We start from the raw sequence: 26,906 nt of genomic DNA, 5'->3' as shown, positions 1-26,906 counted from the left end.
TCATGTCACCTAAACTGATGACATGATTCTTTTATTTCACCGTATAAGCAAAACTGATGGCACTATCTGCTTGAGAGATTTTTCTAAAGGTATAGTTAGGGTTGCCACCATAGTTAGTTTCAGACACAAGGAAAGAACCATCATCATAAACTTTCTCGACAAAAGCCACATGACCGTAGATGGCTGGTGTGCCATGTGTACCTCCCACAAAAGAAACAATGGCACCTGCTCTTGGTGTAGAGCCCGTTTCCCCACCAAGACTTGAAGCTGTCGCAACCCAGTCCTGACCATTTCCCATGGTATTAATGATTGAAATCTTCTCTCCGTTTCTACCTTTTAGCTTTAATCCTAACTGGTTCATACGAGCCGCAACACCCCATGTACATTGTCCATAGGCATAGGCCATACCATCTCCACCACCAGGAACAGAATGATCATACAAGTCCCCACGAACCCCTTCAAGGGATTGTGGGTCACTTTTTGCCTGTCCTCCATTTGTTTGACTAAAGCCTTTTTCAATTTGATAATACCATTCCGTTGCTCTAGTTTGTCTTTCCAGTAGTTTGTCACCAGAATTTCCCTCCCAATAGGTGAGGAAGAGTTGGGCGAGATTGGCTGCACTGCCCGTATTTCTAAAGAAATCTTTTAACCAACTTTGATAGTAAGGACTATCCCCATGAAGCATAAAATCAAGCTGGAGGTCTAAATCATACCACTTCTTATTTTGGGTGCGTGCATAATTTAACAAGGCTGTATGCCGTGTTGAACCATCTGCGGTATCTGTCCATTGCCCTAAACCTAGACCTCTATGAAGAATATTAGGATAAGCACCTCCATAAATGGCTGGACCTCCAATCGCTAACCATCTTTCATCATCCCATGAGGAATCGGTAGCGCCAACTGGAGGAGATAAATAATCTCCTTCAGCTCGTTTTGGATTAATAGAAGACTCTACCGACCAATTTCCTAAAATAGCCGCAATGGCTTGGGGACTTGCCCCTTGAGATTTCAAAAACTCATAAATATGTTTTGCACGTTCAAACTCATCCCCACCAAACTGACCAATGGCAGGTAAGATAGTTGTCTGAAGTTGAATGACCTTTGGAAAATAAAATTGCGGATTGACATACACCAATTTTTCTTTCTTGTTCTTATACTTTTGATAGGAAACTTTCAAACCTGTATCGTCTGGTGTTTCACCAATAATATCACCCGTTAGGACTCTTGTCCCCTCAATCGCACGGCCATTATGAATAGAATACAAGGTCAATCGACTCTCATTCTCTCCTTTTCCGTTAGTAAGAATAACATTGTCGCCATCTAGAGATACAACTCCATCCATGGGTGCGACAATCGTTTGGTGAGCCTTTGCTTCTAGTAGAATGTACTCCTGAAGAGTAGGTTTCCCATCTAAATCATAGTATCCATAACGATAAGTCATGGTTAGACTATCTTCGTTGCTTTTCCCCTCAAATGGATTGTCCAATTCCTGCATGGAAGCATACACACCCTCTTCTTTTAGTTCCTTTATTTCCTCTTGATCGTCTTTCGAGAGTTTATACTTAGGAGTTTCATAGAGGTCTTGCATGGATTTCAAATCTTCCCCATCGTTTAAATCATGCCACAAAGTAGACAGATAATCCTTGTAAGTTTCTGAACTAAATAAGTGAACTGGTTTGTTTAACTCATAGTCATGGAATTTAAAGTTCATATACCCCATCACATCATCAACTTTTGTGTAATAAGTAATTCCTTTGTCATTTTTGCGAGTATGTTCTGCATCTTCCCAAGTTAGATGGGTATAAGCTTTTGTTAATTCAAATTCATCTTGTTGAATCAAACTAGCAGATGAAAATCCTAAAAAGAAGCTCATCATAAGTAAAAGAAGAAAGACTATTCCTCCAACTATCCAGGTTACAGGATTTCCAGTCGCAAATGTAAAGAAGGAAAAGGCTGCTTTTAGTTTTTGATAGATATTTCGGACACTTGTAAGACCTTGTTTCTTTAATTTTCGATACCGATTTTTAAAGGAACTTGGATTATCTTTCGCTAGTTTCCATCCTTTTCCATCCTTAAAATGATGGTATCGCTCTTTTGTGTTGGTCAGTCTTTTCTTGGTAAAACGACCTGTTGCTTGTCCTGTTTTGACACTAGCTTTTCCAAGATTATAAGAAAGCCGACTGTAGCGTTTCCCTTTTCTAATAGTCTCTTGAAGTGTGCGATAGCCTTCTAAATCTTCATTTTCTGAAGCTAACTCTCCACCTTCACGTCCAAGGACATAAAGGAAAGTTTTGGCTTTCCTACTAACCTTTTTGGATTTATAGGCTTGTTTAGTAGATTTTAAATTCTCTTTTGCGGCCTTGACTTCTTTCTTAGCTTTTAATTCTTCTAAACTCTTCCCTTGAAAGAAAAAATTAGATTTTGCTTTCGATTCCTGACCGTAGAGAAATTTTTGATTGGTTTTTCTTTCTTTACGACTCTCTTTTCTTTCTTCTTTTGCTTCTACCTTGGCTTCTCTAAATTGCTTCTTGGCTATTTTCAATCGTTTCCTAGCATGAGGTAATCGTCTGTCTCTTAATTCTTTGCGATTCAAAAGAGATGGAGGACTATTTTGAAGGATGTGATTGTAATCTTCATTTGCTTGTTTTACTCTCTCCTTTGAATCTTCTCTCATCTCCTCTAGCTTTTGCTTTATCTCTTTTTTCCATGCTTTTTCATCCAGTACAGAGGAATCTTTTTTCTGTTTCCTTACCTCCTTCTTTCCTTTTTTCAAGAATTTCTTCTCATCTTTTAGACTTCTTCTAAATGCCTTTCGGGCACGTATGATTTCTCTTTTATCCTTCATTTACCTTCCCCTTAATTAGAAGCCATTTTATCAGGATCTGTACTCATGATATCAAACAATTGTGTACCTTGAGGAATCTTATTTTTAAAGGGAACGACAACGGAACCTGCTTTTATTAGTCCTGCCCCTTTTTCTGGATTGACTAGATATTTTTCAAGTTCTTTTGACAAGCCTAAGAGTTGAACCAGTTCTTCTCTATCATTTTTTGCTTGCTTGAGGAGAATCATAAATTCACTATTTGCAATAATCCGTCTACCATTTGGATCTAACAATAAGGTTTCGACATTTTGGGTTATCCCAGTAGGACTAGCTCCATATTTTCTGACACGACTCCACAATTTAAAGAAGAAATCACTGGCATATTTATCTAATAAGAGAAGCTGCATTTCATCAAAATAAATCCAGGTCTTCTTCCCTAATTTTTGGTTCCGAACGACACGATTCCATATCTGATCAAAAACAACCATAAGAGCGATTTGTTTCAGCTCATCTCCTAACTTTTTAACATTATAGATTAAGAAATTGGATCCTGTCTGAATATTTGTTTTATGAGAAAAAATATCAAGAGAACCTTCGACATACAGTTCCATATCAAGTGCCAAATTCTGCGCTTCTTCTTCTGGTTGTTGGCTCAAGACAAAGACCCATTCTTCTAAAGAAGGCTCTTTAAATGACTGATAGGTGAGTCTGGTAACTCGGTCGATAATCGATTTTTCTCTTCCATCCATTTTTCTATCCAATAACTTGCCGATAAAGGATAAAAGAAATTCTGATTTTACCTTTACAGGATCTTCATCCATATTTTCTTCAGACAAGTCAAGGACATTGAGATAAGTTTGGGAATCGGGCGCAATATCAATCATTTCTCCCCCAAAAGCTCGTCCAATGACACTGTATTCTGCTTCTGGATCCACGATGATAATTTCAGTATTTTCACCAGATTCCTTGATTTTGGTCGTGATAATTTCATGCTTAGTTGCCATCCCTTTACCAGCTCCAGATGTTCCTAAAATCAGACCAGACGGTGTATTTAATAGGCTTCGATCAATGGTAATAATATTGCTTGAGATTTGATTAATACCATAATATTTCCCACTACGGTCTTGTAAGTCTACTGAAGTCCAAGGAGAGTTCACTGCTATATTGGACGTTAATAAACTCCGTGATACGCCTTCTAAAAAATCACAACCAAATGGCAGCAAACTATTAAAGGCTGCTTCTTGCATATATGGAAGTTTATCAATCATTAGGTCATTTGAGCCGGCCACTTGTTGAATCGTGTCTAGAGCTTGTTTAAGTTCTTCTTCATCCTGACCAAAAACACCAATCAAGAATACTGTTTGAAATAGTTTATCTCCTGTCTCGGTCATGGTTTTTAAGAGTTCCTCAGCTTCATCGATATTGCTTTCTAATACATGACCTACTTTTTCCAAATAGATACCTGTACGAGCTAGTTTTTGTTGTTCCCCAATCTTTTGGGATTCCATTAAGGTCTTCTTTGTTCGTAGTTTCTTCATGGCATCTGCCTTGGTCGAACTTTGAGCATGAAGGCTCACAATCAATTCCAAATCTCCTTGCATGAGGTCTCTGATAAACTGATCACCTAATTCCATGCCGTAGTCTCTCACATAGACAATCTGTAATAAGCGGTCATTGATTTGTAGGTAATTCTTGTTTTTGAAATCTAAGAGATTAGGCGCTATGAAGTGACGAGTTGTCTGACCAGATCTCGTTAAATCACAGTAAGAAAAAGGAAGATGATGTTCTCCTCTAAGCATATCTGCCAACAAGTTGACACGCTCTTCTCCAGCCAAGGATTCAAATCGAGCATCAATTTCTGAGAAACCACTTTTGAAATATTCTCCAATTTGAGACAAGGAACGATAAGCTTGTTTGGGATTAGAATCCTTTCTACCAAAGCTAATCAGTTTCACAGCTGAAAAATTATTTTCACCACTGTCTAAATTCTGATTCATCATCCGATTCAATTCTTTACGATAGGTATCATATCCATCTTCTTTTTCCTCATACAAAACACTTTGTCTAAACTTTTCTAAATTCAATCTTTTATTAAAGATAGTCAATTGGAAGTTGGTTTGGTCGTCTAGGGAGTTAATCAAATCAGAATACTTCTCAATGATTGCGCCCTTATCTTCTAAACCAACGGTCTGGTAATTGACATCACCAAGTAAATAGCTTTGTGAGAAATAATCTTCTTTCACCTGCATCAGACCATTTTGATACAGGGCTTGATAGGAAAGAGTATTAGCCGTTGAGGGTAACACTTCCTCTTTTTTCCCTTTAACTTTTTCCTTTTTATTAGTCATTGAAGTTTTTTGTTTCTTTAATGTATTTGATTTTCTTTTCATGTTCAGGTCCTTTCTTTCCTGTAATTGTGCGTAGGGGAACCGTTAATTCAAAATGAAGACGGTATTTCAAATAATGTTCAAAATATAAATCATTGGGTTTATAGACTCCAAATAGCATGAGGGGGATGGTAAAAGCAAACACAAAACCGTAAACAAACCAATCTCCAAATTGCCAGAAAAAGAGATTCAAGCCCAAAACAATAACTGTGACAATAAAGGCTGGTAAAACAAAGATGATTTGCCTTGTGGTGAAACCTAACCAAGCCCTGTGTTGGTATTTTGAGATGTCCTTAAAGACACGTGTATTCATGACTTTCCTTTCTAAAAAGGCTAAGAAGCAATCACTTCCTAGCCTTTATCTAATTACATACCTAAAATTGAGCGAGCCGTACGTTGAGAACCAACGAGGGCAATAATCAGTAAGATAGCTTGTACCAAACTACCAAACATAATCGCAAGAGATTGCAGGACTCCTGCACCATTTGAAACGGCTATTTTCCCAGCAGATTCAAACAAAGGAACAAGAGAAACAATCAGAAAAATAAGAACCCCTTGTACCGCATAGACCATAATATTTTTTAAATAGCCAATACCAATAGACTTCCACTCATCACTTAAAAATGTTGGAATCGTAAGAGGGGCAAATGGAATCATAAGGTAGAGTTGAATAAATCGAATAGATACCAAAAGATTGACCATGGCTGCACTTACTATCCGAACAAGCCAAATGAGGAGGGCGAAAAAGCCCACAATCATCCGGCCAATAAATCCTGACCCTTTTAATCCAGAGATGGTATCATACTTCGCCCCACCGTGAGCCACAATCGAGGCCACTTGTTCAATGGCGTGACTCGCAATCCCGATGATAGCTTCTACAATAACGGTAGTATTGGTAATTACAACTGCGACCATAATATAACTAATCAACATCGGCGCTAATGCTTCAAAGGTCATCGCTCCACCAGAGTTAGCAATTTTCTTTGCCATCTTCGAAAATTCTAAGATGAGAACAACTGATAAAATCGCAACTCCAAGAGGTTGCATGACACTTTTAGTAATACTAGACATATAAGTCCAAACTGTTGGATTGTAGCTAGATAGGGATTTAATCAGATCTACCGTAGATTGTAAATCTACATTAAACCCTTCAAATAAATTTTCAGCTGATATTTTTTCAGATGCAAGGTAAACAAAGGGTGAGACTAAACTAAGATTCATGTCATTGTTTATCCTCCTAAATTGAAATCTGAGTTACAAAGGCTCCAGCAGCCCCTACCATAACACCACCGACAATTTCCAGAATGGCATTCCGAACACCAGGTCCACCATCTTTAATGTTGGTTGCAAGGTTGACAATCCCCACAACAACGAGAAAGGCACCAACTGCAATTAATCCCTTCTGTAACAAAGACATAGCTTGTGCAAACATAGCACTTGCGTCTACTCCATAAACAAAACCTTTAAAATGCGTAATCATCTATTTCCTCTTTTCTATTTTTATTTTAAACTAGATTCAAAAGTTAAATCACGAATTCTAAGGCTCTCAAGATGATTTTCTTGTCTTTGATTCAAAGGATTGATTTGATAGTTCCACCACCGTTCATCGGTTTCTTGGTTGGCTAGGTACTTCCAGTTTGGATGCTTAGTGGAATTGTACTTTTTGCTTTTAAAGACTGGCATATTAGCAATTCGAACCAAGCATTCATGCCGTTTCATATTTCCGACTTCATCAGGTGTCATTAAATCACGAGCAATCTTTTGATGAGAAAGGGATCCTGAACCTGTCTGGCCAAAGGAACGACTAGTATTTCGAACATCAATGGTTTGTTTACCGAGTAATCCACTCATAAATTTAAAGGTATCTTCATCATTACCACCTAAGTAGACTAAGCTATCACAGTTCCCAAGAATGGTTTTCCAAGCTTCTTTTTCTTTATAGAGCCCTTGAAGTTGGGCAATATTTTGAAGAATGGGAACGAGACTCATATTACGAGAGCGGACTGTTGAGGTTTGTTCAGCAAAATCTGGGATTTCTCCGATATTTGCGAACTCCTCTAAGTAAACTCTCACATGAAGAGGCAATTGACCCTTAAAATCAATATCTGCTTGTCTTGTTAGGGTTTGAAATACGGTTGAAAAAAAGAGGGCTGAAAGAAAGCGAAATGTACTATCGTTATCTGGGATAACTAAGTACACCATTGATTTTTCCTTGCCCCATGTCTTCATATCAAGAGTATCTCTTTTGGTCAAATCCATGACACTTTGAATATTGAAGAGGGCAAATTTAGCAGTGGTTACAGCTATAACAGAATCCAGAGTCTTATCCTTATAATTTTGAAAATCTGCCCAATTTCGCATGGTGAAATTTTCAGTTCCATACTTTTTAGCATAATTTTCAAATAGAATTTCTAAGACACTTTTTTCTTGGTTTTCACCCTTGGATAAGTGTTTAATGAGTTTTGAGATTTCAGCAAAACTTGGATAACGCCCTCGTTTTTTTCGCTCTTCCACTTCTTTTTTTTGACGTTTCAACAAGTTTTGGTATTCTTTTTGACTTAAACGACTTTCTTCTATAAGCTGTTCTCTTGTTTTGGGTGGATTATAGAAATCGACCAAGTAGGAGGCTAAAGCTCGTACCAAAGTCATAGAAGCTTCATCCCAAAATGGATCACTACGAGAGCCAGAGCCTTTGGTGTTATTGAAATAAACCGTCAGCATGCGATTCAAATCATTTTCTGTCTCTATATAGCGAAAAGGATTGAAGCCATCTGAGTTCTTCATATTGACTAAATCTAGCACCTTTACTTGGTAGCCATGTTCTAAAAAGAGTTTTCCTGTTTTCTCAGCTAAGTGATCTTTAGGATCCACTACTATATTAGAACTATTCATCTGGATGAGATTGGGTTTCACAAAGCGAAATGTCTTCCCACTTCCTGAACCTCCGATCACCGCAATATTCTTATTTCTATCATATTGTGGTGACTTTTTATCTAACAAAGTTAGACGAACATCTTGGGCTAAGATCGTATCATGAGAAAATTCCTTACCGTAAAAGAGCTTCTTTTCTTTTAGAGTTCCAAAACGGGCGCTCCCGTATTCTACCCCTTCTCGGTATTGTTTTTTACCAGTCTCTAAATAGAGATAAACCAGCAACATCATCACAAAACCTAGTAGAAAAAAAGCACTTGATTTTCCAGTAAAAGAAACATTCCATGGCGACTGAAGAACTTCATCTTGACCTTCCATCAGAAGATGAGTCCATTTATCTAAGGTATTTCCAGTATAGGAATCATACAAAAGCGTCAAACGATGAAAAAGATAGCCTAGTAAGATGCCTAACAGTGAGAATAGTAGGAATTTCTTTCCACTGTACATCATCTCACCATCTCTTTCTGTTTGACGGCCCCTTCTTGTCTAAAGGTAATTTGGGATTTAGCCTCATCAATTGCTTGGTCTAATGACTTATCCATGGTAAAATCAGCTAATTTCTCCGGATCATTAACCATTTTTTCTAACAGATGGTCTAAATGATTGTCTAGAATCGAACGGTCTTTCGTGTAGAAATGTAGAGAATCCCCTTGCCAAGCGATGGCTAAAGGAATCTCTTCTTTTTCTAAAAAAGCTTTAAATTTCTCTATATCAATTGGTTTGTCTAAAAAATCTTTCTTCAGATTAATCGTATCAATCGCATAGGGAGATTGTAGCAATTCTTCTAATTTCTGCACTCCTATCTTATAGGCGGAATCCTGTGCTAAAGCCTGACGTCTAGACCATTCTAGAATCTTTAAGAGACTTTTGACAGTAAATAAAAGACTACGCTCAGCATATTGAACTGCCATTCGTTCCTGTTGTTCAGAGGACATCTGAGGCCTCCTTCTTCACAAATAGCAGCTTTCCTTCTTTATAACGATAAGCTATCAATTTCTGACGTTGCTTAATCGACTTGACAACCTGCAGTAGATCTCTCGAATAAGGTTCTCGAAGAGTAACTTCTACTGCTTTCCCATCAAAGATACCAACACGTTTAAATTCAATGTAGTCTTTTTTGAGATGTCCTAAGCCCATACCAAAAGGAAAGTGATGAATCAATTGGATGGTACAACCACCTTTATTTCCCATTTGTTTCAAATCATACAAGTTTACTACCTTCATGATTAACTCCTTTATCTAGTTTGTCGCATCGTTTAAGTCTGGTAACGATAAACTCCGTGTCTGTTAGAAAATTCTCACACACGTCTTGTGCCAGTTGCCCTTCACAGGGAAATACTCTCAGTCCCTACTTACACAGGCACGCTAATCAAGACGGAGTGGATTCAATTTTCAAAGAACAGGTAGCTTTATTATAGATAAGAGTAGTTGAAATTTTTATCACATTTCTTATTTTTCTGTAGAACTAAATTCATACTAAACAAAGATTTTGAAATAAAAGACTAACATTGTTACATAACGTTAGCATTTCATTTCCCTAAAACAAGCTAATTTGGTCTAAAAAAGCAGCAAACTATAAACTAGTAGGTTCCACACCAAATGTAGCCCCATACTACCCCATAAGTCCGATTTATAGCGCACCATCCCTAAAAACATTCCCAATGAAACATATAAACACCAAGCTAGAATGGTTCCTGGATGATGAGCTAAGGCAAATAAAACACTTGTCAAAGCAACTCGAATATCTAATTTTCTAACCAAGTTCCATAAAATTTCTCGATACAAAAATTCTTCAACCATACTCGCATTGATTAAAAACAATAAAAATGAAAACCAAGGAACTTGATGTTGAAGCCCAATTAAGTTTGCTTGATTCGTGCTTCCTTGAGCATGAACCAGACTAAAACATAGACTTATAATCAGTAGGCTGACAAATCCAATACCAAGCCATTTTATCCTAGTTTTCATATTAACCTTGATCACTTGTTTTCGTTGACCATACATCCATAAAAAGTAAATGAGCGATGCACCATAGAGAATCTGTAGTATAGTTAACTCACCGATACAAAGCAATTTCAGTAAGTATAAGGATACCAATAGGACATTTACTTGTTGGAATATATAAACTGGAATTATTCTTTTCATAGTTACCTCCGAAATAAATCTTCATAATCTAAATCTAATACCTGCACAATCCTTTCTACCCATGGACTTTGAGGCATTCGTTGTTCCATCTTGTAGTGACGAATCTTTTGATACAAGCGATTCAATTCACTTGGATAGTGAAACTCTCCCGCAAACATTTTTCTGGTTAACTCAATCCAGCTGATATTTCTTTCAGCCAAAATAATGGACAAGTTCTCCCAAAATCGTTCAGCCATATTGCTTCTCCTTTAGTTAGATAAATAATGTGTTTGTGCCATGTAAATCAATTGTTTCGTATCTCTTGGCAATAAAGCTCTAGCTTCCTCCAAATTTAGATTTGGATAAACTCGCTTATTTGAAACCGCAAGAGGAAGTCTGATGGTTAGTTCAGGATTTTTTAAAATCATCTCAACGAAATCCGTTAATTTTAGATTGTCTCGGTTCTTAAATCGTAATAAATTGGGAGATAAAAATTCAAAACAATCTGAAGAATAGCTCATCATCTCAATTAATTTATCCTTTGTCATTTCAGAAACTGAATGACAAGATACCTCGATGCCATAGTTTTGAAAGAAGTCTAAAAGAAGCTGATTTCTTTGGCTATTTTTACTTAGATAGAGATCAATCATGGGAGACCTCCCAAAGATTCGGTTCCATTTGATATTCTGAGACGATTAAGGAATCTAATAAATTTGAGAAGTTAATCGATTTCTTGTCTTCATCATAAGCTTTTACAGTTACTTGGGTTGTAAGTATTCCCTCTTTTCCCTCGGCTCGATAGCCTTGCCCATATAAAACAAAAACAAGATTCTGATGATCATCTACAAAGGCATCAGCTCCGTTCTTTATATCCTGACTTTCAAGGAATTCCATAATGTTTTGAAGATAGGATTCATAAAATAGTGGGTAATTATGTTTTTTATGGTAATCATCTAAAAATGTAACCTCAAACTCACATGGATAATTGGGCATCAAAAATATTTGTTCATCCAGCTGTCTGATTTCTGCATCATGTAATTCTGTTTCTAATTCATCACAATCTAGTATTGATTCTTTATTTAATGCTTTCATCTTTTTCCTCTATTTCTTTTAATTTCTTTGCGATTGCGGCAATCACAGGAACGGTTACACTATTACCAGCTTGTTTATAGAGCTGACTATTACTAGAGACTTTTCTAGCAGCTTCAAAAGCCCAATCAGGAAAGCCCTGCAGTCTAAAACACTCTTTAGGAGTGATTCGTCGTATCCTCAAACGGTAAAATTGCCCATCAATTAAGACACCAGCTACTTGGTAAACTTGTTTATCTTCTCCTTCATAGCTAGCCACTACTACTCCCATTTGCCCACTAGTTGTTAACGTATTCGCTATACCTTTTCCAACTCTACCACGACGATACTGAGAACTTGGTCTTTCTAAATTGATTGAATCCCCAATCTCTGCTTGAGCATATCCTTTTTTCGTTGCTTCCCGGACTTTTAAAAAATGGATTGGTTCTGGAATCAGTATTTTGGGAATTTTATCTCCACCTTGCATCGTAGTCAGTGTTGGAGATAAGCCCTCACTTCCATAGACGCGACCTGTTTCCTTAAAGCTAGTTGGTAAATCTCCAACAACGACAATACCATGGCGATCCTGAGTATTTAAAGTAAACATTGGCTCTTGATTATCCTTGAAACGTCTACCATTTTGTCTCTTTTCTAATCTGTCTGGTGTCATACAAGGAATCGCAACTTTAAATCCTTCTCCTTTTCCACGAACTAAGGTTGGCGCAAGACCTTCTGAATAATAGACTTTACCACTCATTCCACTTCTTGATGGATTCAAATTTCCTAGTACTTTCAAAGTCTCAGAGTTAGTTGCTTGACCTTCTCGTCTGAAAGGAAATAGGAGTCGGGTACCTTTCTTTCTAGAATGTCCGATAATAAACACCCTCTCTCTGTTTTGGGGAACGCCAAAATCCTTACTGTTAAGCACCTGCCACTCAACATTAAACCCCAACTCATCAAGTGTGGTAAGGATTGTGGTGAACGTCCGTCCCTTATCGTGATTGAGTAGGCCTTTAACATTTTCAAGAAAAAGAAAACGTGGTTGGATTTGTTTGGCCGCCCGAGCAATTTCAAAGAATAAAGTTCCTCTAGTATCTTCAAATCCCAATCGTCTTCCTGCGATTGAAAATGCTTGACAAGGGAATCCCCCACAGATGACATCGACTTTCCCTCTAAGTTTTTTAAATTCGTCATCTGAAACATCTCGTATGTCATGAAATTCAATTTCTCCTTCCGTTTGAAAAATGGACTTATAAGATTTCCTAGCAAATTTATCAATCTCACAAAATCCAATACACTCGTGTCCGACACTTTCCATTCCAAGTCGAAAGCCACCAATACCTGAAAATAAATCAATAAATCTCATTTCTTTATCACCCCTTTCTTATCGACTATCAATGTCCAAAAAGTCACACCACTTGAAATGACAATGAGCATAACTAATATCCACTCGATTGGCGACATTTAACCACCTCCTTTTCTAACACGGTTATTCCAAACAGAATACAAGCCATTAAACACAAATTCAGCAAGTACTTCCGCTCGTCTAACAAAGCGAACATTATCTAGAGCATATTGATAGATTCTCTCAAAATCAGTCATAGCTATATCACTGGCTGTTTCAGAAAAACCCTCTCGTCTAAATTGATCTTGTACCAATCCCCAAATATACTCTCGATCATATTTTGTGACCTTTTCTACTTTTCTTCTCAAGATAGGTTGAGTATTCCTTTCTTCCTCATCCTCAATAAATAAAGAATCAGTCTCACTATATTTAGTCTCACTAACTTCAGTCTCACTAGAGGCTGAATGTGAGACGGGGCCCGTTTCATTTTCAACCTGCCCTAGTCTTTTTTTAACACTAGGCCTGTTTGAATTAGCTACTGGGGTAGAAGACAACTCCCCTAAATAAATCTTATTAGCTAGTCTTCCTTTCTCACTTGAAGACTGTTGAACTTCATCAATTAAGTCATATTCTTTAAGAGTTTTTTTGATGGACAGTAATTTTGACTTAGAACAACCTAACAGCCTCATCAGTTTAGAATTAGAAAATACTAAATAAACCGCCCCTTCTTCATCTATCCAACCACGACTAAGAGATAATTCTAAACGATCTTTTAAAATAGAATAAGCCACCTTTACTTCTAATTTCATATCCATATATTTCTCATCCTCAAAAAGAATTTTAGGTAATTTATAATACCGTTCTGAAGTTTGGTATTGATTTGCGGTAATTCGTTTCATAGCGTTCCTCCAAGTTCTTTGAGTATTAAATCTCCACTTGATTCCAATTGAACCAAGCCACTTTTTTCTAATTCAGCCATAAGAGAGATGGCTTCAACAATATCAATTCCCATTTCACGTACTAAAAATGAAATGACAATATAGCGTGATGATTGTAATTCTTTTGTCATTTTCCCTCCTGAAAATAAAAAAAGGAGAACAATATACAATTGTTCTCTCGTTAGTTAAATATTTATTGTTGTATTCATTTTTCCGATGCGCAAACGACATCTACAAATACATATACATCTATGTGCCTTTTTAGGACTTTTCTGACGTCAAAATTGCCTTTATCTACAAAGACAAAATGCTTGTAAAATAGCTTAAAATCAAGGATTTTCACCCTATTTTTCGTTGTAGCAACACTACACACTCCACGTGATGCGTTTGAGGAAATAAATCCACTGGCTGAACTTTCTTCAACTCATATCCCAATTCTTGGTAGAGTTTGATATCACGCGCCATGGTGGCGACATTACATGAGATATAGGCGATGCGGTCGGCTCCTGTTTGGCTACTTGCCTTGATAAAGCTTTCTGTGAGTCCTTTTCTTGGTGGGTCCACTAGTATAAGGCTTGGTTGAATTCCATCTTTAAGCCAATTTTTCATAGCATTTTCAGCTGTGTCACAAACATAGTGGGCATTTGAAATATTGTTTAGCTGAGCATTCTTTTTGCTATTCTCAACCGCTTCTGGAATCACTTCGACACCATAGACTTCCTTGACATGTTTCGCAACAGAAAGACCAATCGTCCCGATACCAGAATAGGCATCAATGATCACATCGTCTTCTTTTAATGCAGCAAAGTCAATGGCTGTTTGATAAAGCTTCTCTGCCATTTGAGTATTGACTTGGTAAAAAGCGGGTCCAGCGATTTGGTAGTCATTTCCCAACATCTGATCAGTGATAAAGTCTTGTCCATAAAGTGTGCGCCACTCCTTACCAAAAATCGCATTTGTATTCTGGTCGTTGATATTTTGCATAACAGACACAATCTCTGGAAACTGCTTGATTAGTTGATCAATCAATTGTTCCACACGGAAAACTTTAGGACGAGTAGTTACCAAAATCACCATGATTTGTCCTGAGTAGTGGCTACGACGCACCACAAGATTCCGAATCAAGCCAGCTTGTTCCTTTTCATCATAAGGTTTCAAATCATAACGGCGGAGCAAGTCTCGTAGGGCTATTACTACCTCATCAATCACAGGATCCTGGATAAAGAAATCTTCTAGAGGCATGAGGTCATGCGAATTCTTACGGAAAAATCCTGTTTCCAAGACACCATTTACTCGACGAACAGGCACCTGAGCTTTGTTGCGATACTTGACTGGATTTTCCATGCCAAGCGTTTCAGCAACCTCTACATCTGCAATTCCAGCAATCTTGTATAGACTATCCTTAACTTGCTTGGTTTTAAACTTGAGCTGTTCTGGATAGGCAAGATGACCTAAATCCGCGATTCCTGAACGCAGGTAAGCCAAATCTAGATCTTGATTACGGTATGGTGATTGGACAAGGTATTCTTCAACTTTCCCAAAACCAATCTTTTTATTGACCTTGAGGACACGCATGAGGATTTTTTCACTCGGTAAAGCATTCTCGACAAAAAAGACCAAACCATCAACCTTGGCAACTCCTGCCCCTTCATGGGTCAAGTCGACAATTTCAACTTCTACAATATCATTTTTCTTTAACATTCTCTTCTCTTTCTATTGGCCGATAAAAAAGACGGCAACGTTACGGTTACCATCTATTATACCATGAAATTTCTTAAGAACCAAAACTCTTGAAGAAGTTGACAATGGCTTGCCAGAGGGAGCTTAGGAAATTGCCGCCGTCCTCTAGCGCCTTATCCGCATCAAAGTTAAGGTTGATATTTTTAAAACTGTCGCCAGCTTGTGAAACAATACTTTGTTTCAGGTCATTCAGGGTTTTAGTGAAGTCTGCATTGCTGAGGATATCACTCTTTGAGAGATTCAAAGCAAAATTGATGATAATATTGATCTGGTTTCCTGTTATAACCTGATCAAGTTTGTAATTTTTCAAGGTATCTTCAACAATTTTACGGACATCTTCCTCTGTCAGATTTCCCTTGCTTTCTTTAGCTTTGGCGAGTCCTGATTTGATATCAGCTAGGGCAACGTTCAATTTATTAGCATCATAGCCAGTTTTGTCCTTGTTTTCAGCATTGATATCAGACAAAGCCTTCAACTCTTCTTGAGCCAAATCTTTGTTGGCTTGTGGCACCTTGGCTCCATTAGCTTCTAGCGAATAGTAAATTCCTGCCAAAGCACTCTCACCTGTAACAGGAATGGGGGCTGCTACAGTGATTTTGGCGTGCTCCACACCCAAAGTTACGGCCGCATTGCGGTACATATCCTGAGTCACCTTAGTGATGTTTTCTGGTGTTTCAATCTTGACCTCAAGTGGCGACTTGTCACCTAGTTTTTGAATCTTGGCTGATGAATACAACTGTAAACTTGAGTCATTGGCCACATTCATAATCTTAGAATAGACATCAGGTGTCATAGTCTTGAGTTCTTTAGTATCTGTTGAGGCATTGTAGCCTAGTTTTTTTAGAGTTTGATTTTTTTGATCTTCAGACAATGAAGAACCTAGGACATATTCAGATTGAACATAGGTTTCATCGATGACTTTTTGAACATCTGTTGCTGCGTGGACGCTATTCATAGCTGTTACTGCCCACAAGACCGCAGCACTAGTCAGAAAGAGTTTCTTTCTCATAGGGAATTTCCTCCTTTACCATTCTAGAGTAATATATCTATCTTAAAGAAAACTTATAACAAAAACACCTGGTCTAGCCAGATGTCGAAAAGAGAGTGAAACATTTGATGATGTAAAGGTTGAGTTGCACCTGTCTAGAATAGTAATAGTTTCCTCCATTTACATAGAGTTCGGCACCGTGAAAAACGGAAATGGGGTGAATATAACTATAAGTCTTTCCAGTGGTATTACCAAGCAAGGGAGCAACAGTATCACGAGAGTACTGTTTGGCCAGAGCTAAGGTGTTTTCCTTGCCATTTTGGGCGATAAAATCTATATAGGCAGGTCCAAAATTGTAGGCTTGAACAGCCGTCCAGACATCTACCCCCTTCTTCTGGGCCAGATAGAGATTGTCTGTCAGAGTTTGAACGCCTTGCCGAATGCTAGAGGCATTATCATTGATGGTATTGGTAGCGCCACTAGCAGACTCACTAGACTGCATAACATCGCCTTCTTTTCCTTTTGTTTCGGTATAAATCATAGCGAGCACAAGCTCTTCGTTTGCTGGGGTGTCTCTTTCACTCAAGATTTCTCGCACCATGGGTTGATAGGTCATGACTTGCTTGACATCTTGGTGAACGCGGTAAGCTTTATATCCAGCAAAAAGGAAGACTGCTAGTACAAGCACTCTTCGAATTCGTTTAAACATTATTTACTTTGGATATCCTCGATATTTTTGATTAAGATAGAGTAGGTTCCATTGTCGTTTTGGATAAACTCAACAGACTCGGCGTCTTGATAGACGTTATTGGGAACGATAAGCTCAATTCCATTTGACAAGGAAAGTTTTTGGTTTTCAAATTTTTTAAGCTGACGACTGGCATCAATTTCATCAAATTGAACAGGCTCTGGTACGGCTTCCTTGACTTGATCAATAAAGCTCAAACGAGCCGTCAGATTATTGTCAAAAAGGTCGTTGGCCAATTTCTCTGGCGACAGTTCATTGCTTTCTTCTAAGTTGTTGAAAATCGCTGATTTGACCTTGGATTGAAATTGAAAATCATCTGTGTTAAAAGATTCGGCAATTCTCTGGGCTGTCTTTTCCAGTTCCTTGATGGATTTCTTGGGTGAAATCTTAGGAGCGACAGCAAGAAGATTATCTGAAAAATAGTTCAAAAAAGTCCCATTGTACTTGATTCGTTTCTCGATGAGGTGGTACTTGCGACTCTGAAGATTGACCACCAAGGCCTCGTCAGCACCCGTTCCAAATCCAGGCAGGTTATTCTGAGTCAGCTTGATTGGATTGTCAACTTCTCCCCCGAGGTGGGTCAAGGTTTCCCGCAGGGCAATTCGTAAGAAAGCGAAATGTTCCACGCCTTCTTTCGAAAATTGCACAAAAATCAAGTCATTGGTCTTAAGGTTTTCAGAAATGCTGAACTCCTCTTTCCAGAGATTAGCCAGTGTTACTGAAGTCTCCAATAAATCGTCTGTGATGTGATTGAAGAAGGGATTTCCTTCCTCGAAAATCCCAGTCTTGGCTTCATCTGAATACACACGTTCAATTTTTTTGCGCAGGTATTCTTCGATTTTTGGAGTAATATTGAGAAACTTATCCGCTAGGAACAGCTCGGTATCATCCGGACTGAACTGATGAATAATAGCTTTCTTAATATAGATGTCCATAAAAGTTTTAGTCCTCGTATAATGGGAAGGCGTCTGTTAATTCTTTAACTGCACTTCTCACTTCTTCTAAGACAGCTTTATTTTCTGCACTCTTAAGGGTTTTAATAATCAATTCAGCCACTTTGCGACTTTCTTCTTCACCAAATCCACGTGCAGTAATGGCTGCTGCTCCGATACGAATACCACTTGTCTTGAATGGTGACAAGCTTTCGTAAGGGATTGAGTTTTTATTTAGGGTAATATTGACTTCATCCAGCAAGTTTTGAGCAACTTTGCCGTTTTCTACAACTTTAGTCACATCCACTAGGAAGAGGTGGTTTTCAGTTCCTCCAGAAATGATACGAAAATCAGGGTCTTGCAAGAAGACATCTGCCATAGTCTTGCTGTTCTTGATAACATTGGCAGCATATTCCTTGAAGGCTGGATCCAAAACTTCTTTGAAAGAAACAGCCTTAGCTGCCACAACATGCTCCAAAGGACCACCCTGAATACCTGGGAAAATAGCTGAATTAATTTTCTTAGCTAAGTCTTCATCATTGGTCAAAATCAAACCACCACGTGGGCCACGAAGAGTTTTGTGGGTCGTTGTTGTAGTGATATGAGCGTATGGCACTGGGCTTGGGTGAAAACCAGCTGCAACCAAACCAGCGATATGGGCCATATCCACCATAAGCTTAGCCCCAACAGCATCTGCGATTTCACGGAATTTTGAGAAGTCGATAATTTGAGAATAGGCTGAAGCACCTGCTACGATCAATTTTGGTTTTACTTCTTGGGCTTGTTTCAAGATAGCATCAAAATCCAAGAGTTCCGTTTCAGGATCAACACTATAAGAAACAAAGTTGTAGGTTTGACCTGAGAAGCTAACAGGAGCCCCATGAGTCAAGTGACCACCTGCAGCCAAATCCATTCCCATAACCGTATCGCCAGGCTCAATCAAGGCCATGTAAGCTGCACAGTTAGCTTGGCTTCCTGAGTGTGGTTGGACATTGGCAAATTTTGCACCGAAAATTTCTTTTGCGCGTTCAATGGCTAGAGATTCCACCACGTCTACTACATCTGTTCCACCATAATAACGGCGTCCTGGGTAACCTTCAGCGTATTTATTCGTCAAGATAGACCCTTGAGCTGCCATAACTGCCTTGGAAACTACGTTTTCCGAAGCAATCAACTCAATGTTGTTTTGTTGGCGTTCCTCTTCTTTGGCAATAGCATTCCAGAGATCAGCATCATATGCTTTAAAATCGTCTTTGTCAAAAATCATAGGTCTTCTCCTTTATAGTGTGACTGGTCCTTTAGTTTGTTTTGCAACAAGAAAATAAACTAAAAGATGCGAATAAATCGTTTCTGCACTTTATCACAAGTATAACCAACTTTTTCATAAAATGCATGAGCACCCAGACGATGATCGGCAGAGTTTAAGCGGATAAACCCATAACCACGTCTTTTTGCTTCTTGATCCAACCCTTGTAATAAGCTTTTACCAATACCTTGCCCTTGTGCTTGAGGTGAAACTGCTAAAGCTAAAATATTAAATCCTGCTTTAGAATAAAGTGATTCATAGACCTCAGCGTGGACATATCCAAGCAAGGCATGAGTAGATTCATCCTCATAAGCAAGTAAGAAATGATGGGAATCCTGAGATAGTCTAGCTAATTGACTAGCCGTTTCCTCTGGACTAAAAGAATAGCCCAAAGCATCTTGGTTGATCTCACATATTGCTTTCACATCAGTTTCTCTTAAGTCTCTTAACATCTCATTCCTCCTCAAAAGAAATCTCTGGCAACCGAGCAAGAATATCTTCTCGCTTAATGGCCCCTTGGCGTAAGATTTTCACCTTGTCTCCAGACAAATCCAAAATAGTTGAATCCTGTCCAGTTAGAAAAGGATCGTCTTCCAAACCCAAAACCTCTTGGTCAAAATCCTCTAGAATTTGATTAAAAGTCACTCCACTTGCCTGACCTGAGATATTAGCTGACGGTCCAATCAGAGGTCCTGTCTCTCGAATCAAATCAAGGGTAATGGGATGACTAGGCATCCGAAATCCAACAGTTGCAAGACCAGAATTGACCCAATAGGGAACTCGGTCATTAGCTTCGAGAATAATGGTTAAGGGACCTGGTAAAAAGGTCTCTACAAGTTTTTGTAGATAAGTTGGCTGATTCTTAGAAAAGTGCAAGATGTCCTCTAGAGAGGCGATATTGAGGTTAAGCGCCTTATCTCTTGGACGACGTTTGAGTTGGTAAACATGGTCAACTGCTTTTTCGTCTAGAGCCTTGGCAAAGAGACCGTAAACTGTCTCAGTAGGTAGAACGACCGCTCCACCATTTTCCAACTCTTGTCTAATCCTGTCCATCATCAATTACAACCATCCTATCTTGACCAAACTGGTCCTTAAGTGTTCGTAATCGTTTTTCAGGAAGATGTTTCCTAAAAAGTTCAGGAACACTTTGACCTTGCTTGTATCCAATTTCAAGGTAAATCTTACCACCATCTTTGAGATGGTCTTTTACATCTTCCGCAATTCTACGGTAAATAGCTAGGCCATCCTCGTCTGCAAAAAGAGCTAGATGAGGTTCCGAATGCAAGACATTCAAGCCAACCTCTGACTCATCTTCACGAGAGATATAGGGTGGATTGGATACAATTATATCATATTTTTCAGAAATTTCTGCAAAACAATCAGATTTTTTGAAAAATATATTAAGTTTTTGATTTTTAGCATTCTCGGACGCAAGGTTAAGAGCCTCTTGGGAAATATCTGCTGCCGTCACCGACCAAGCTGATCTGTTTTTTGCTAATGCAAGGGCAATGGCTCCACTACCTGTTCCGATATCCAGAACTGAAAAATTCGTCTCAGGATTTTCAGCCAGGATAAGCTCCACCAACTCCTCTGTTTCTGGACGAGGAATCAATACACGCTCATCAACTGTTAACTGCATTCCATAAAAATCTGTCTGTCCAATGATGTACTGGACTGGCTTGTGAGCTGCTAACTGTTGGAAAATTCCTTTTACAAATACTTCTTCCTCTTCCGTCACTTCCTGCTGAAGAGCAAAAACAAAGTCAGTAAAAGAAAGATTTTTCAGGCTACGATAGACAAAAGAGAGGCTTTCTGCTTCCTCTCCTTGTCTCATCAACTCTTCTTCAAAATCTGAAAATAATTGAGCTAATTTCATTATTTGTTTAATTCTTCTAATTTTTGCGTTTGGTCATAAAGAACCAAGGCATCCACAACTTCATCCAATTTACCAGACAAAATGGTATCTAGTTTTTGGAGAGTTAAGCCGATACGGTGATCTGTGACACGATTTTGTGGGAAATTGTAAGTACGAATCCGTTCTGAACGGTCACCAGTACCGATAGTAGACTTACGCTCAGCGTCTTGTTCATCCTGAGCAATTTGTGCAAAGTGGTCAGCAACACGCGCACGGATGATTTTCATGGCCTTCTCACGGTTCTTCTGCTGGGTACGTTCTTCCTGCATCTCAACCTTGATATTGGTTGGCAAGTGAACGATACGAACTGCTGTCGCAACCTTATTGACGTTCTGTCCCCCAGCACCAGAGGCGTGATAGATGTCGACACGAAGGTCTTTTGGATCAATATCGTATTCTACTTCTTCGACTTCAGGCATGACAAGAACTGTTGCTGTCGAAGTATGAACACGGCCTTGGCTTTCTGTCACAGGGACACGTTGTACACGGTGGGCACCAGATTCGTACTTGAGTTTTGAGTATACGGACTGACCTGAAACCATGGCAACAACTTCTTTAAAACCTCCGACACCGTTCATAGATGCTTCCATGACTTCAAATCGCCAGCCTTGGGCTTCTGCATACTTTTGGTACATGGTTAGCAAATCTCCAGCGAAAAGTGCCGCTTCGTCACCACCAGCCGCTCCACGAATTTCAAGGATGATGTTCTTGTCATCGTTTGGATCCTTTGGAAGGAGCAAGATTTTCAGTTTTTCTTCGTATTCTTCTTTTTCAGCCTTGGCATCTTTGAGCTCTTGCTTGGCCATTTCTTCCAGGTCCGCATCTCCGCCTGATTCCTTAATCATTTCTTCAGCATCAACGATGTTTTGAAGGACTTGTTTGTACTCACGGTAGGCTGTTACCGTATCACGAGTAGAAGCCTCTTCTTTGGAAAGATCCATGAAACGCTTGGTGTCCGAAACCACATCTGGGTCACTGAGCAACTCTCCTAATTCTTCATAACGGTCTTCTACAGCTTGTAGTTGATCATAGATGTTCATTTTCTTCATTCTCCTTATTGATTTCAGGGGCAAAATAATGTTTACGACAAACCGAGATATAGGTTTCATTGCCACCAATCTGGATCTGTTCTCCATCGTAAACGGGCAGTCCATCCTGTGTTCTCAAAACCATAGTCGCCTTTTTCTTACAATACTGACAAATGGTCTTGATTTCGTCAATCTTGTCTGCTAAGAGCAAGAGATACTTGGAACCTTCGAACAGTTCATTTCGAAAATCATTTTTCAAACCAAAAGCCATGACGGGTATATCTAACTCGTCCACAACACGAGCTAGATCGTAAACATGATGACGCTTAAGAAACTGGGCTTCATCGACCAACACACAGTAAGGCTTTTCTGGTAGGTCTCGGATATAGCCAAAGATATCCGTCGTTTCCTCAATCGCAATGGCAGGGCGTTTCATACCAATCCGACTCGACACATAGCCAACACCGTCACGCGTATCAAGAGCTGAGGTCATAATCACAACACCTTTTCCTTGCTCCTCATAGTTATAGGCTACTTTAAGAATCTCGATTGTCTTACCAGAGTTCATGGTCCCATAACGATAGTACAACTGTGCCATGTTTCTTGCTTCACGTCCATTTCTAAATTTTTGCTACATTCTAGTATATCATAATTTTCTTAAGCTTTAAACGGCAAAATGTGGTAAAATAGAAGAAATCAAAAACTAGTGGAGGAAGCCATTATGCCATTTGTACGCATCGATTTATTTGAAGGACGCACGCTCGAGCAAAAGAAAGCTCTTGCTAAGGAAGTAACGGAAGCTGTTGTCCGTAACACTGGAGCACCTCAATCTGCTGTCCATGTCATCATCAATGACATGCCAGAAGGAACCTACTTCCCACAAGGGGAAATGCGCACCAAATAAGCTAGCTTAAGCAGAATTGCTTAGGCTTTTTCAATCTCCAAGTAACATCCATTGAAGAAATAGTTCAAATTTGTTACAATTTGAAAGGATACTTGGGAAAATTTCCAAGAAAAGAGCTATTAATTAAAGGAAACATTATGATTACACGTGAATTTGATACCATCGCTGCCATATCTACTCCACTAGGTGAAGGGGCTATTGGTATTGTCCGCCTGAGCGGAACAGAAAGTTTTGCTATTGCGCAAAAGATTTTTAAAGGAAAAGACTTGAACAAGGTTGCCAGCCACACTCTCAACTACGGTCACATTGTTGATCCTCTGACTAGTAAAGTCATGGACGAAGTCATGGTTGGAGCCATGAAGTCTCCAAAAACCTTTACTCGTGAGGATATTATCGAGATTAACACCCACGGTGGGATTGCGGTGACCAATGAGATTCTCCAGTTAGCTATCCGTGAAGGAGCTCGATTGGCAGAACCTGGTGAATTTACTAAACGTGCCTTTCTAAACGGTCGTGTGGACTTGACTCAAGCTGAGGCAGTGATGGATATCATCCGTGCCAAGACAGACAAGGCCATGAACATTGCGGTCAAACAATTAGATGGTTCCCTTTCTGATCTTATCAATAATACCCGTCAAGAAATCCTCAATACACTTGCCCAAGTCGAGGTGAATATTGACTATCCTGAGTATGACGATGTTGAAGAAGCGACTACTGCTGTTGTCCGTGAGAAGACAATGGAGTTTGAACAATTACTAACCAATCTCCTTAGGACAGCCCGTCGTGGCAAAATCCTCCGTGAAGGAATTTCAACTGCTATCATCGGACGCCCTAACGTTGGGAAATCAAGCCTTCTCAACAACCTCTTGCGTGAAGACAAGGCAATCGTAACCGATATTGCTGGTACAACTCGAGATGTCATCGAAGAATACGTCAACATCAACGGTGTTCCACTAAAATTGATTGACACAGCTGGTATTCGTGAAACGGATGACATCGTGGAACAAATCGGAGTTGAGCGTTCAAAAAAAGCCCTCAAGGAAGCTGACCTAGTTCTACTAGTGCTAAACGCTAGCGAACCACTGACTGCTCAAGACAGACAACTTCTTGAAATTAGCCAAGATACAAACCGTATTATTCTTCTTAATAAAACTGATCTTCCTGAAGCAATTGAAGCTTCAGAACTTCCAGAAGATGTCATCCGTATTTCAGTCCTTAAAAATCAAAACATTGATAAGATTGAAGAGAGAATTAACAACCTCTTCTTTGAAAACGCTGGTTTGGTTGAACAAGATGCTACTTACTTGTCAAATGCCCGTCACATTTCTCTAATTGAAAAGGCAGTAGAAAGCCTACAAGCTGTTAATGAAGGTCTTGAACTGGGGATGCCTGTTGATTTGCTTCAAGTTGATTTGACTCGTACTTGGGAAATCCTCGGAGAAATCACTGGAGATGCTGCTCCTGATGAACTTATTACCCAACTCTTTAGTCAATTCTGTTTAGGAAAATAGAAAAATCCATGATCGTTGTTGCGGTCATGGATTTTATTGTCTTTATTAGTAATCTGGTCTTAAGACCCCTGTTACAGTTGCCTTGGTTGCTTCGTAGTCGCCATCTACGACAACCTTGACAATTCGTTTGGCATCTTCTTCTTGTGCTGGAACTAGAGGTAGACGAGTTGGTCCAGCTTCAAATCCCATGTAGTTAAGAACCGCCTTAACAGGAGCAGGACTTGGATAAGAGAAGAGGGCATTGACCTTAGGAATGAACTTGCGCTGAATAGCTGCTGCTGTCTTCATATCACTTTCTGCAATGGCAGTAAACATCTCGTGCATTTCATCCCCATTTGTATGGGATGCAACAGAAATAACCCCGTCAGCACCAAGGTTCATGGCATGGAAAGCATCTCCATCCTCACCTGTATAAATCAAGAATTCTTCAGGCTTGTGTTCAATCAAGTAAGCCATATTAGCCAAGCTAGTACATTCTTTGACACCAATAATATTTGGATGGTTAGCCAAACGAAGCATAGTTTCTGGAGTCAATTCAACAACTACACGCCCTGGAATGTTATAGATAATAATTGGTAGGTCAGAAGCATCTGCAATAGCTTTAAAGTGCTGATACATTCCTTCTTGAGAAGGTTTGTTGTAGTAAGGTACAATAGCAAGCCCAGCAGCAAAACCGCCAAATTCCGCGACTTCTTTGACAAACTCAATAGAGTCACGCGTATCATTGGTACCCACACCCGCAATCAAAGGAACACGTCCATTGACAACTTTTTGTACAGCCGCAAAGAGCTCCAACTCTTCATCGTGAGTCAATGTCGGACTCTCAGCAGTGGTCCCTGCGAGAAGAATTCCATCCGTATGATGAGCCAATAAATGTTCAATCAAGGCTGGAATAGCATCAAAGTTGATAGAACCATCCTCGTGGAAAGGGGTAATGAAGGCTGTGATGATTTTACACTCTTTTAAATCTTGATAAGACATGAAAACACCTCTCTATTTCAAAGAAGGAGTTCATATGAACTCCTAAACGTTATGACTATTTTAATTCAAATTTCAATTCGGCAGTTGGACGAACCAAGTCACGTTCATGAAGAGTTTCAGCAATCTGAACTGAGTTCCAAGCAGCACCTTTGAGCAGGTTATCAGAAACAACCCACATGTGGATTCCTTTTTCTGCATCCAAGTCTTTACGAATACGACCAACAAAGGTATCACGCGAACCCACTGCATTAATGGCTTGAGGATAAATTTGATGAGCAACATCATCTTCAAGGACAGCACCTGGGAAGGCTGCGACAGCTGCTTTTACTTCTTCGATTGGAGCAACTTCTTTTGTTTCGATGTAAACAGACTCAGAGTGAGCTGACAAGACTGGAATACGCACACATGTTGCAGATACTGCAATGCTGTCATCTTCCATGATTTTCTTAGTTTCCTTAGTCATCTTCATCTCTTCGTAAGTGTAATCATTGTCAGTGAAGACATCGATTTGTGGAAGAGCATTGAAGGCGATAGGATAATGTTTCTTGTCCCCACCTGAAGGCAAGATTTCGGCATGTAAATCACGTGGGGTTACACCATCATTCAAGACCTCACGAAGTTCACGTTGTGTCTCAAGAATTGCTCCCATACCAGCACCTGAAACTGCTTGGTAAGTTGAAACAATGATACGGTCCAAGCCCCATTTTTGGCGAACTGGCTCAAGAGCCACCATCATTTGAATTGTTGAACAGTTAGGGCAGGCAATGATACCGTTGTGGGCGTCAAGTGCATGAGCATTAACCTCTGGAACAACCAATGGAACATCTGGATTTTGACGGAAGTAAGATGTATTATCTACTACTACCGCACCAGCTTTAACTGCGTATGGTGCATATTTAGCTGATGTAGAACCACCTGCTGAAAAGAGAGCAATATCAACTCCTTCAAAAGCTGTTTCAGTTGTTTCTTCAATCGTAATATCTTGGTCTTTAAATTTCAAAGTCTTGCCTGCTGAACGTGCAGAAGCAAGTAAACGGATTTTATCGATTGGAAGTGTTGATTCTTCCAACATTTTTATCATCTGAGCTCCGACAGCACCTGTCGCGCCGACTACAGCAACTGTATATCCCATAAATAACCTCTTTCGGAATTTTCTAAAAATTTCTATAATAGATGTATTATACTACTTTTTCCATGAATTGCAAAGCATTTTCATCTTTTTTTGAAAAATAAAAA

At 39.2% G+C, this 26,906-nt stretch carries 29 protein-coding genes; 2 read left to right on the top strand and 27 right to left on the bottom strand.

Going from position 1 to position 26,906, the window contains the following annotated elements; genetic code table 11:
• Positions 1-31: 31 nt before the first annotated feature.
• The 25 genes from M1G12_RS00905 to M1G12_RS00785 all read right to left on the bottom strand — a co-directional run bounded on the left by M1G12_RS00905 (position 32) and on the right by M1G12_RS00785 (position 22,872).
• Positions 32-2,845, bottom strand: coding sequence for a phage tail tip lysozyme (locus M1G12_RS00905; protein WP_247949233.1), 2,814 nt, complete (start codon positions 2,843-2,845; stop codon positions 32-34).
• A gap of 11 nt (positions 2,846-2,856) precedes the next feature.
• Positions 2,857-5,214: a VirB4-like conjugal transfer ATPase, CD1110 family gene (locus M1G12_RS00900; RefSeq protein ID WP_247949232.1), complete on the bottom strand. Its 2,358-nt coding sequence runs from the start codon at positions 5,212-5,214 to the stop codon at positions 2,857-2,859.
• A complete protein-coding gene (locus tag M1G12_RS00895) occupies positions 5,165-5,524 on the bottom strand; it encodes a PrgI family protein (RefSeq protein ID WP_247949231.1) in 360 nt (119 codons plus the stop codon). Before M1G12_RS00895 ends, M1G12_RS00900 begins: the two co-directional genes overlap by 50 nt.
• Positions 5,525-5,577: 53 nt before the next feature.
• Positions 5,578-6,432 (bottom strand): VirB6/TrbL-like conjugal transfer protein, CD1112 family, encoded by an 855-nt coding sequence (locus M1G12_RS00890; protein WP_001054257.1) that lies wholly within the window; start codon positions 6,430-6,432, stop codon positions 5,578-5,580.
• Between the two features lie 16 nt (positions 6,433-6,448).
• Positions 6,449-6,691 carry a hypothetical protein gene (locus M1G12_RS00885; protein ID WP_000627865.1) on the bottom strand — a complete coding sequence of 81 codons (243 nt, stop codon included), beginning with the start codon at positions 6,689-6,691 and terminating at the stop codon, positions 6,449-6,451.
• Positions 6,692-6,711: 20 nt separating this feature from the next.
• On the bottom strand, positions 6,712-8,589 hold the full coding sequence (locus M1G12_RS00880) for a VirD4-like conjugal transfer protein, CD1115 family (protein ID WP_247949324.1): 1,878 nt from the start codon (positions 8,587-8,589) through the stop codon (positions 6,712-6,714).
• Positions 8,589-9,077, bottom strand: coding sequence for a hypothetical protein (locus tag M1G12_RS00875; protein WP_247949230.1), 489 nt, complete (start codon positions 9,075-9,077; stop codon positions 8,589-8,591). The genes M1G12_RS00880 and M1G12_RS00875 overlap by 1 nt, the downstream gene beginning before the upstream one ends.
• Positions 9,067-9,366, bottom strand: coding sequence for a hypothetical protein (locus tag M1G12_RS00870; RefSeq protein WP_000869753.1), 300 nt, complete (start codon positions 9,364-9,366; stop codon positions 9,067-9,069). Before M1G12_RS00870 ends, M1G12_RS00875 begins: the two co-directional genes overlap by 11 nt.
• A gap of 333 nt (positions 9,367-9,699) precedes the next feature.
• Positions 9,700-10,287 carry a CPBP family intramembrane glutamic endopeptidase gene (locus tag M1G12_RS00865; protein WP_247949229.1) on the bottom strand — a complete coding sequence of 196 codons (588 nt, stop codon included), beginning with the start codon at positions 10,285-10,287 and terminating at the stop codon, positions 9,700-9,702.
• Positions 10,288-10,289: 2 nt separating this feature from the next.
• A complete protein-coding gene (locus tag M1G12_RS00860; protein ID WP_000840776.1) occupies positions 10,290-10,523 on the bottom strand; it encodes a hypothetical protein in 234 nt (77 codons plus the stop codon).
• 12 nt (positions 10,524-10,535) lie between these two features.
• Complete coding sequence (locus M1G12_RS00855; RefSeq protein WP_061706396.1) at positions 10,536-10,916, bottom strand: thioredoxin domain-containing protein; 381 nt, start codon at positions 10,914-10,916, stop codon at positions 10,536-10,538.
• Positions 10,909-11,358, bottom strand: a complete 450-nt coding sequence (locus M1G12_RS00850) for a hypothetical protein (RefSeq protein ID WP_176139585.1) — start codon at positions 11,356-11,358, stop codon at positions 10,909-10,911. The genes M1G12_RS00855 and M1G12_RS00850 overlap by 8 nt, the downstream gene beginning before the upstream one ends.
• Positions 11,342-12,700: a DNA (cytosine-5-)-methyltransferase gene (gene dcm / locus M1G12_RS00845; RefSeq protein ID WP_084926501.1), complete on the bottom strand. Its 1,359-nt coding sequence runs from the start codon at positions 12,698-12,700 to the stop codon at positions 11,342-11,344. Before dcm ends, M1G12_RS00850 begins: the two co-directional genes overlap by 17 nt.
• 98 nt (positions 12,701-12,798) lie before the next feature.
• Entirely contained in the window at positions 12,799-13,578 is a 780-nt protein-coding gene (locus M1G12_RS00840) for a replication initiator protein A (RefSeq protein ID WP_023916188.1), read from the bottom strand.
• Positions 13,575-13,748, bottom strand: a complete 174-nt coding sequence (locus tag M1G12_RS00835; RefSeq protein ID WP_023916187.1) for a hypothetical protein — start codon at positions 13,746-13,748, stop codon at positions 13,575-13,577. The genes M1G12_RS00840 and M1G12_RS00835 overlap by 4 nt, the downstream gene beginning before the upstream one ends.
• Before the next feature lie 208 nt (positions 13,749-13,956).
• Complete coding sequence (gene rlmD / locus M1G12_RS00830; RefSeq protein WP_247949228.1) at positions 13,957-15,318, bottom strand: 23S rRNA (uracil(1939)-C(5))-methyltransferase RlmD; 1,362 nt, start codon at positions 15,316-15,318, stop codon at positions 13,957-13,959.
• A gap of 73 nt (positions 15,319-15,391) precedes the next feature.
• Positions 15,392-16,366, bottom strand: a complete 975-nt coding sequence (locus M1G12_RS00825; protein WP_247949227.1) for a DUF1002 domain-containing protein — start codon at positions 16,364-16,366, stop codon at positions 15,392-15,394.
• A 73-nt stretch (positions 16,367-16,439) separates the two neighbouring features.
• A complete protein-coding gene (gene pmp23, locus M1G12_RS00820) occupies positions 16,440-17,054 on the bottom strand; it encodes a cell wall hydrolase Pmp23 (protein WP_023947700.1) in 615 nt (204 codons plus the stop codon).
• Entirely contained in the window at positions 17,054-18,028 is a 975-nt protein-coding gene (locus tag M1G12_RS00815) for a nucleoid-associated protein (RefSeq protein ID WP_247949226.1), read from the bottom strand. Before M1G12_RS00815 ends, pmp23 begins: the two co-directional genes overlap by 1 nt.
• 7 nt (positions 18,029-18,035) lie before the next feature.
• The gene (gene glyA / locus M1G12_RS00810; RefSeq protein WP_247949225.1) at positions 18,036-19,292 is read right to left on the bottom strand and encodes a serine hydroxymethyltransferase; all 1,257 of its coding nucleotides are present in this window, start codon (positions 19,290-19,292) and stop codon (positions 18,036-18,038) included.
• Positions 19,293-19,351: 59 nt separating this feature from the next.
• Positions 19,352-19,783 carry a GNAT family N-acetyltransferase gene (locus M1G12_RS00805; protein ID WP_000942963.1) on the bottom strand — a complete coding sequence of 144 codons (432 nt, stop codon included), beginning with the start codon at positions 19,781-19,783 and terminating at the stop codon, positions 19,352-19,354.
• A gap of 1 nt (position 19,784) precedes the next feature.
• Positions 19,785-20,387 carry an L-threonylcarbamoyladenylate synthase gene (locus M1G12_RS00800; protein ID WP_000969299.1) on the bottom strand — a complete coding sequence of 201 codons (603 nt, stop codon included), beginning with the start codon at positions 20,385-20,387 and terminating at the stop codon, positions 19,785-19,787.
• Positions 20,371-21,207: a peptide chain release factor N(5)-glutamine methyltransferase gene (prmC, locus tag M1G12_RS00795; RefSeq protein WP_247949224.1), complete on the bottom strand. Its 837-nt coding sequence runs from the start codon at positions 21,205-21,207 to the stop codon at positions 20,371-20,373. The genes M1G12_RS00800 and prmC overlap by 17 nt, the downstream gene beginning before the upstream one ends.
• Positions 21,207-22,286, bottom strand: coding sequence for a peptide chain release factor 1 (gene prfA, locus M1G12_RS00790; RefSeq protein WP_001028792.1), 1,080 nt, complete (start codon positions 22,284-22,286; stop codon positions 21,207-21,209). The genes prmC and prfA overlap by 1 nt, the downstream gene beginning before the upstream one ends.
• Entirely contained in the window at positions 22,273-22,872 is a 600-nt protein-coding gene (locus tag M1G12_RS00785; protein ID WP_084865590.1) for a thymidine kinase, read from the bottom strand. The genes prfA and M1G12_RS00785 overlap by 14 nt, the downstream gene beginning before the upstream one ends.
• 123 nt (positions 22,873-22,995) lie before the next feature.
• Here M1G12_RS00785 and M1G12_RS00780 point away from each other — a divergent pair, with 123 nt between their 5' ends.
• Both M1G12_RS00780 and mnmE read left to right on the top strand, forming a co-directional pair.
• Positions 22,996-23,178: a 4-oxalocrotonate tautomerase gene (locus M1G12_RS00780; protein WP_001117401.1), complete on the top strand. Its 183-nt coding sequence runs from the start codon at positions 22,996-22,998 to the stop codon at positions 23,176-23,178.
• Between the two features lie 137 nt (positions 23,179-23,315).
• Positions 23,316-24,689, top strand: a complete 1,374-nt coding sequence (mnmE, locus tag M1G12_RS00775) for a tRNA uridine-5-carboxymethylaminomethyl(34) synthesis GTPase MnmE (protein WP_078228397.1) — start codon at positions 23,316-23,318, stop codon at positions 24,687-24,689.
• 45 nt (positions 24,690-24,734) lie between these two features.
• Here the strand turns inward: mnmE and dapA are convergent, their stop codons facing one another.
• Entirely contained in the window at positions 24,735-25,670 is a 936-nt protein-coding gene (gene dapA, locus M1G12_RS00770; protein ID WP_247949223.1) for a 4-hydroxy-tetrahydrodipicolinate synthase, read from the bottom strand.
• Between the two features lie 55 nt (positions 25,671-25,725).
• Complete coding sequence (locus M1G12_RS00765) at positions 25,726-26,802, bottom strand: aspartate-semialdehyde dehydrogenase (RefSeq protein WP_247949222.1); 1,077 nt, start codon at positions 26,800-26,802, stop codon at positions 25,726-25,728.
• Positions 26,803-26,906 lie beyond the last annotated feature (104 nt).

The sequence above is a fragment of the Streptococcus mitis genome, from assembly GCF_023110375.1.
GTDB classification, from domain to species: domain Bacteria; phylum Bacillota; class Bacilli; order Lactobacillales; family Streptococcaceae; genus Streptococcus; species Streptococcus mitis_CI.
The sequence above is the reverse complement of the archived record's forward strand: the minus strand, read 5'-3'. Positions and strand labels throughout refer to the sequence as shown.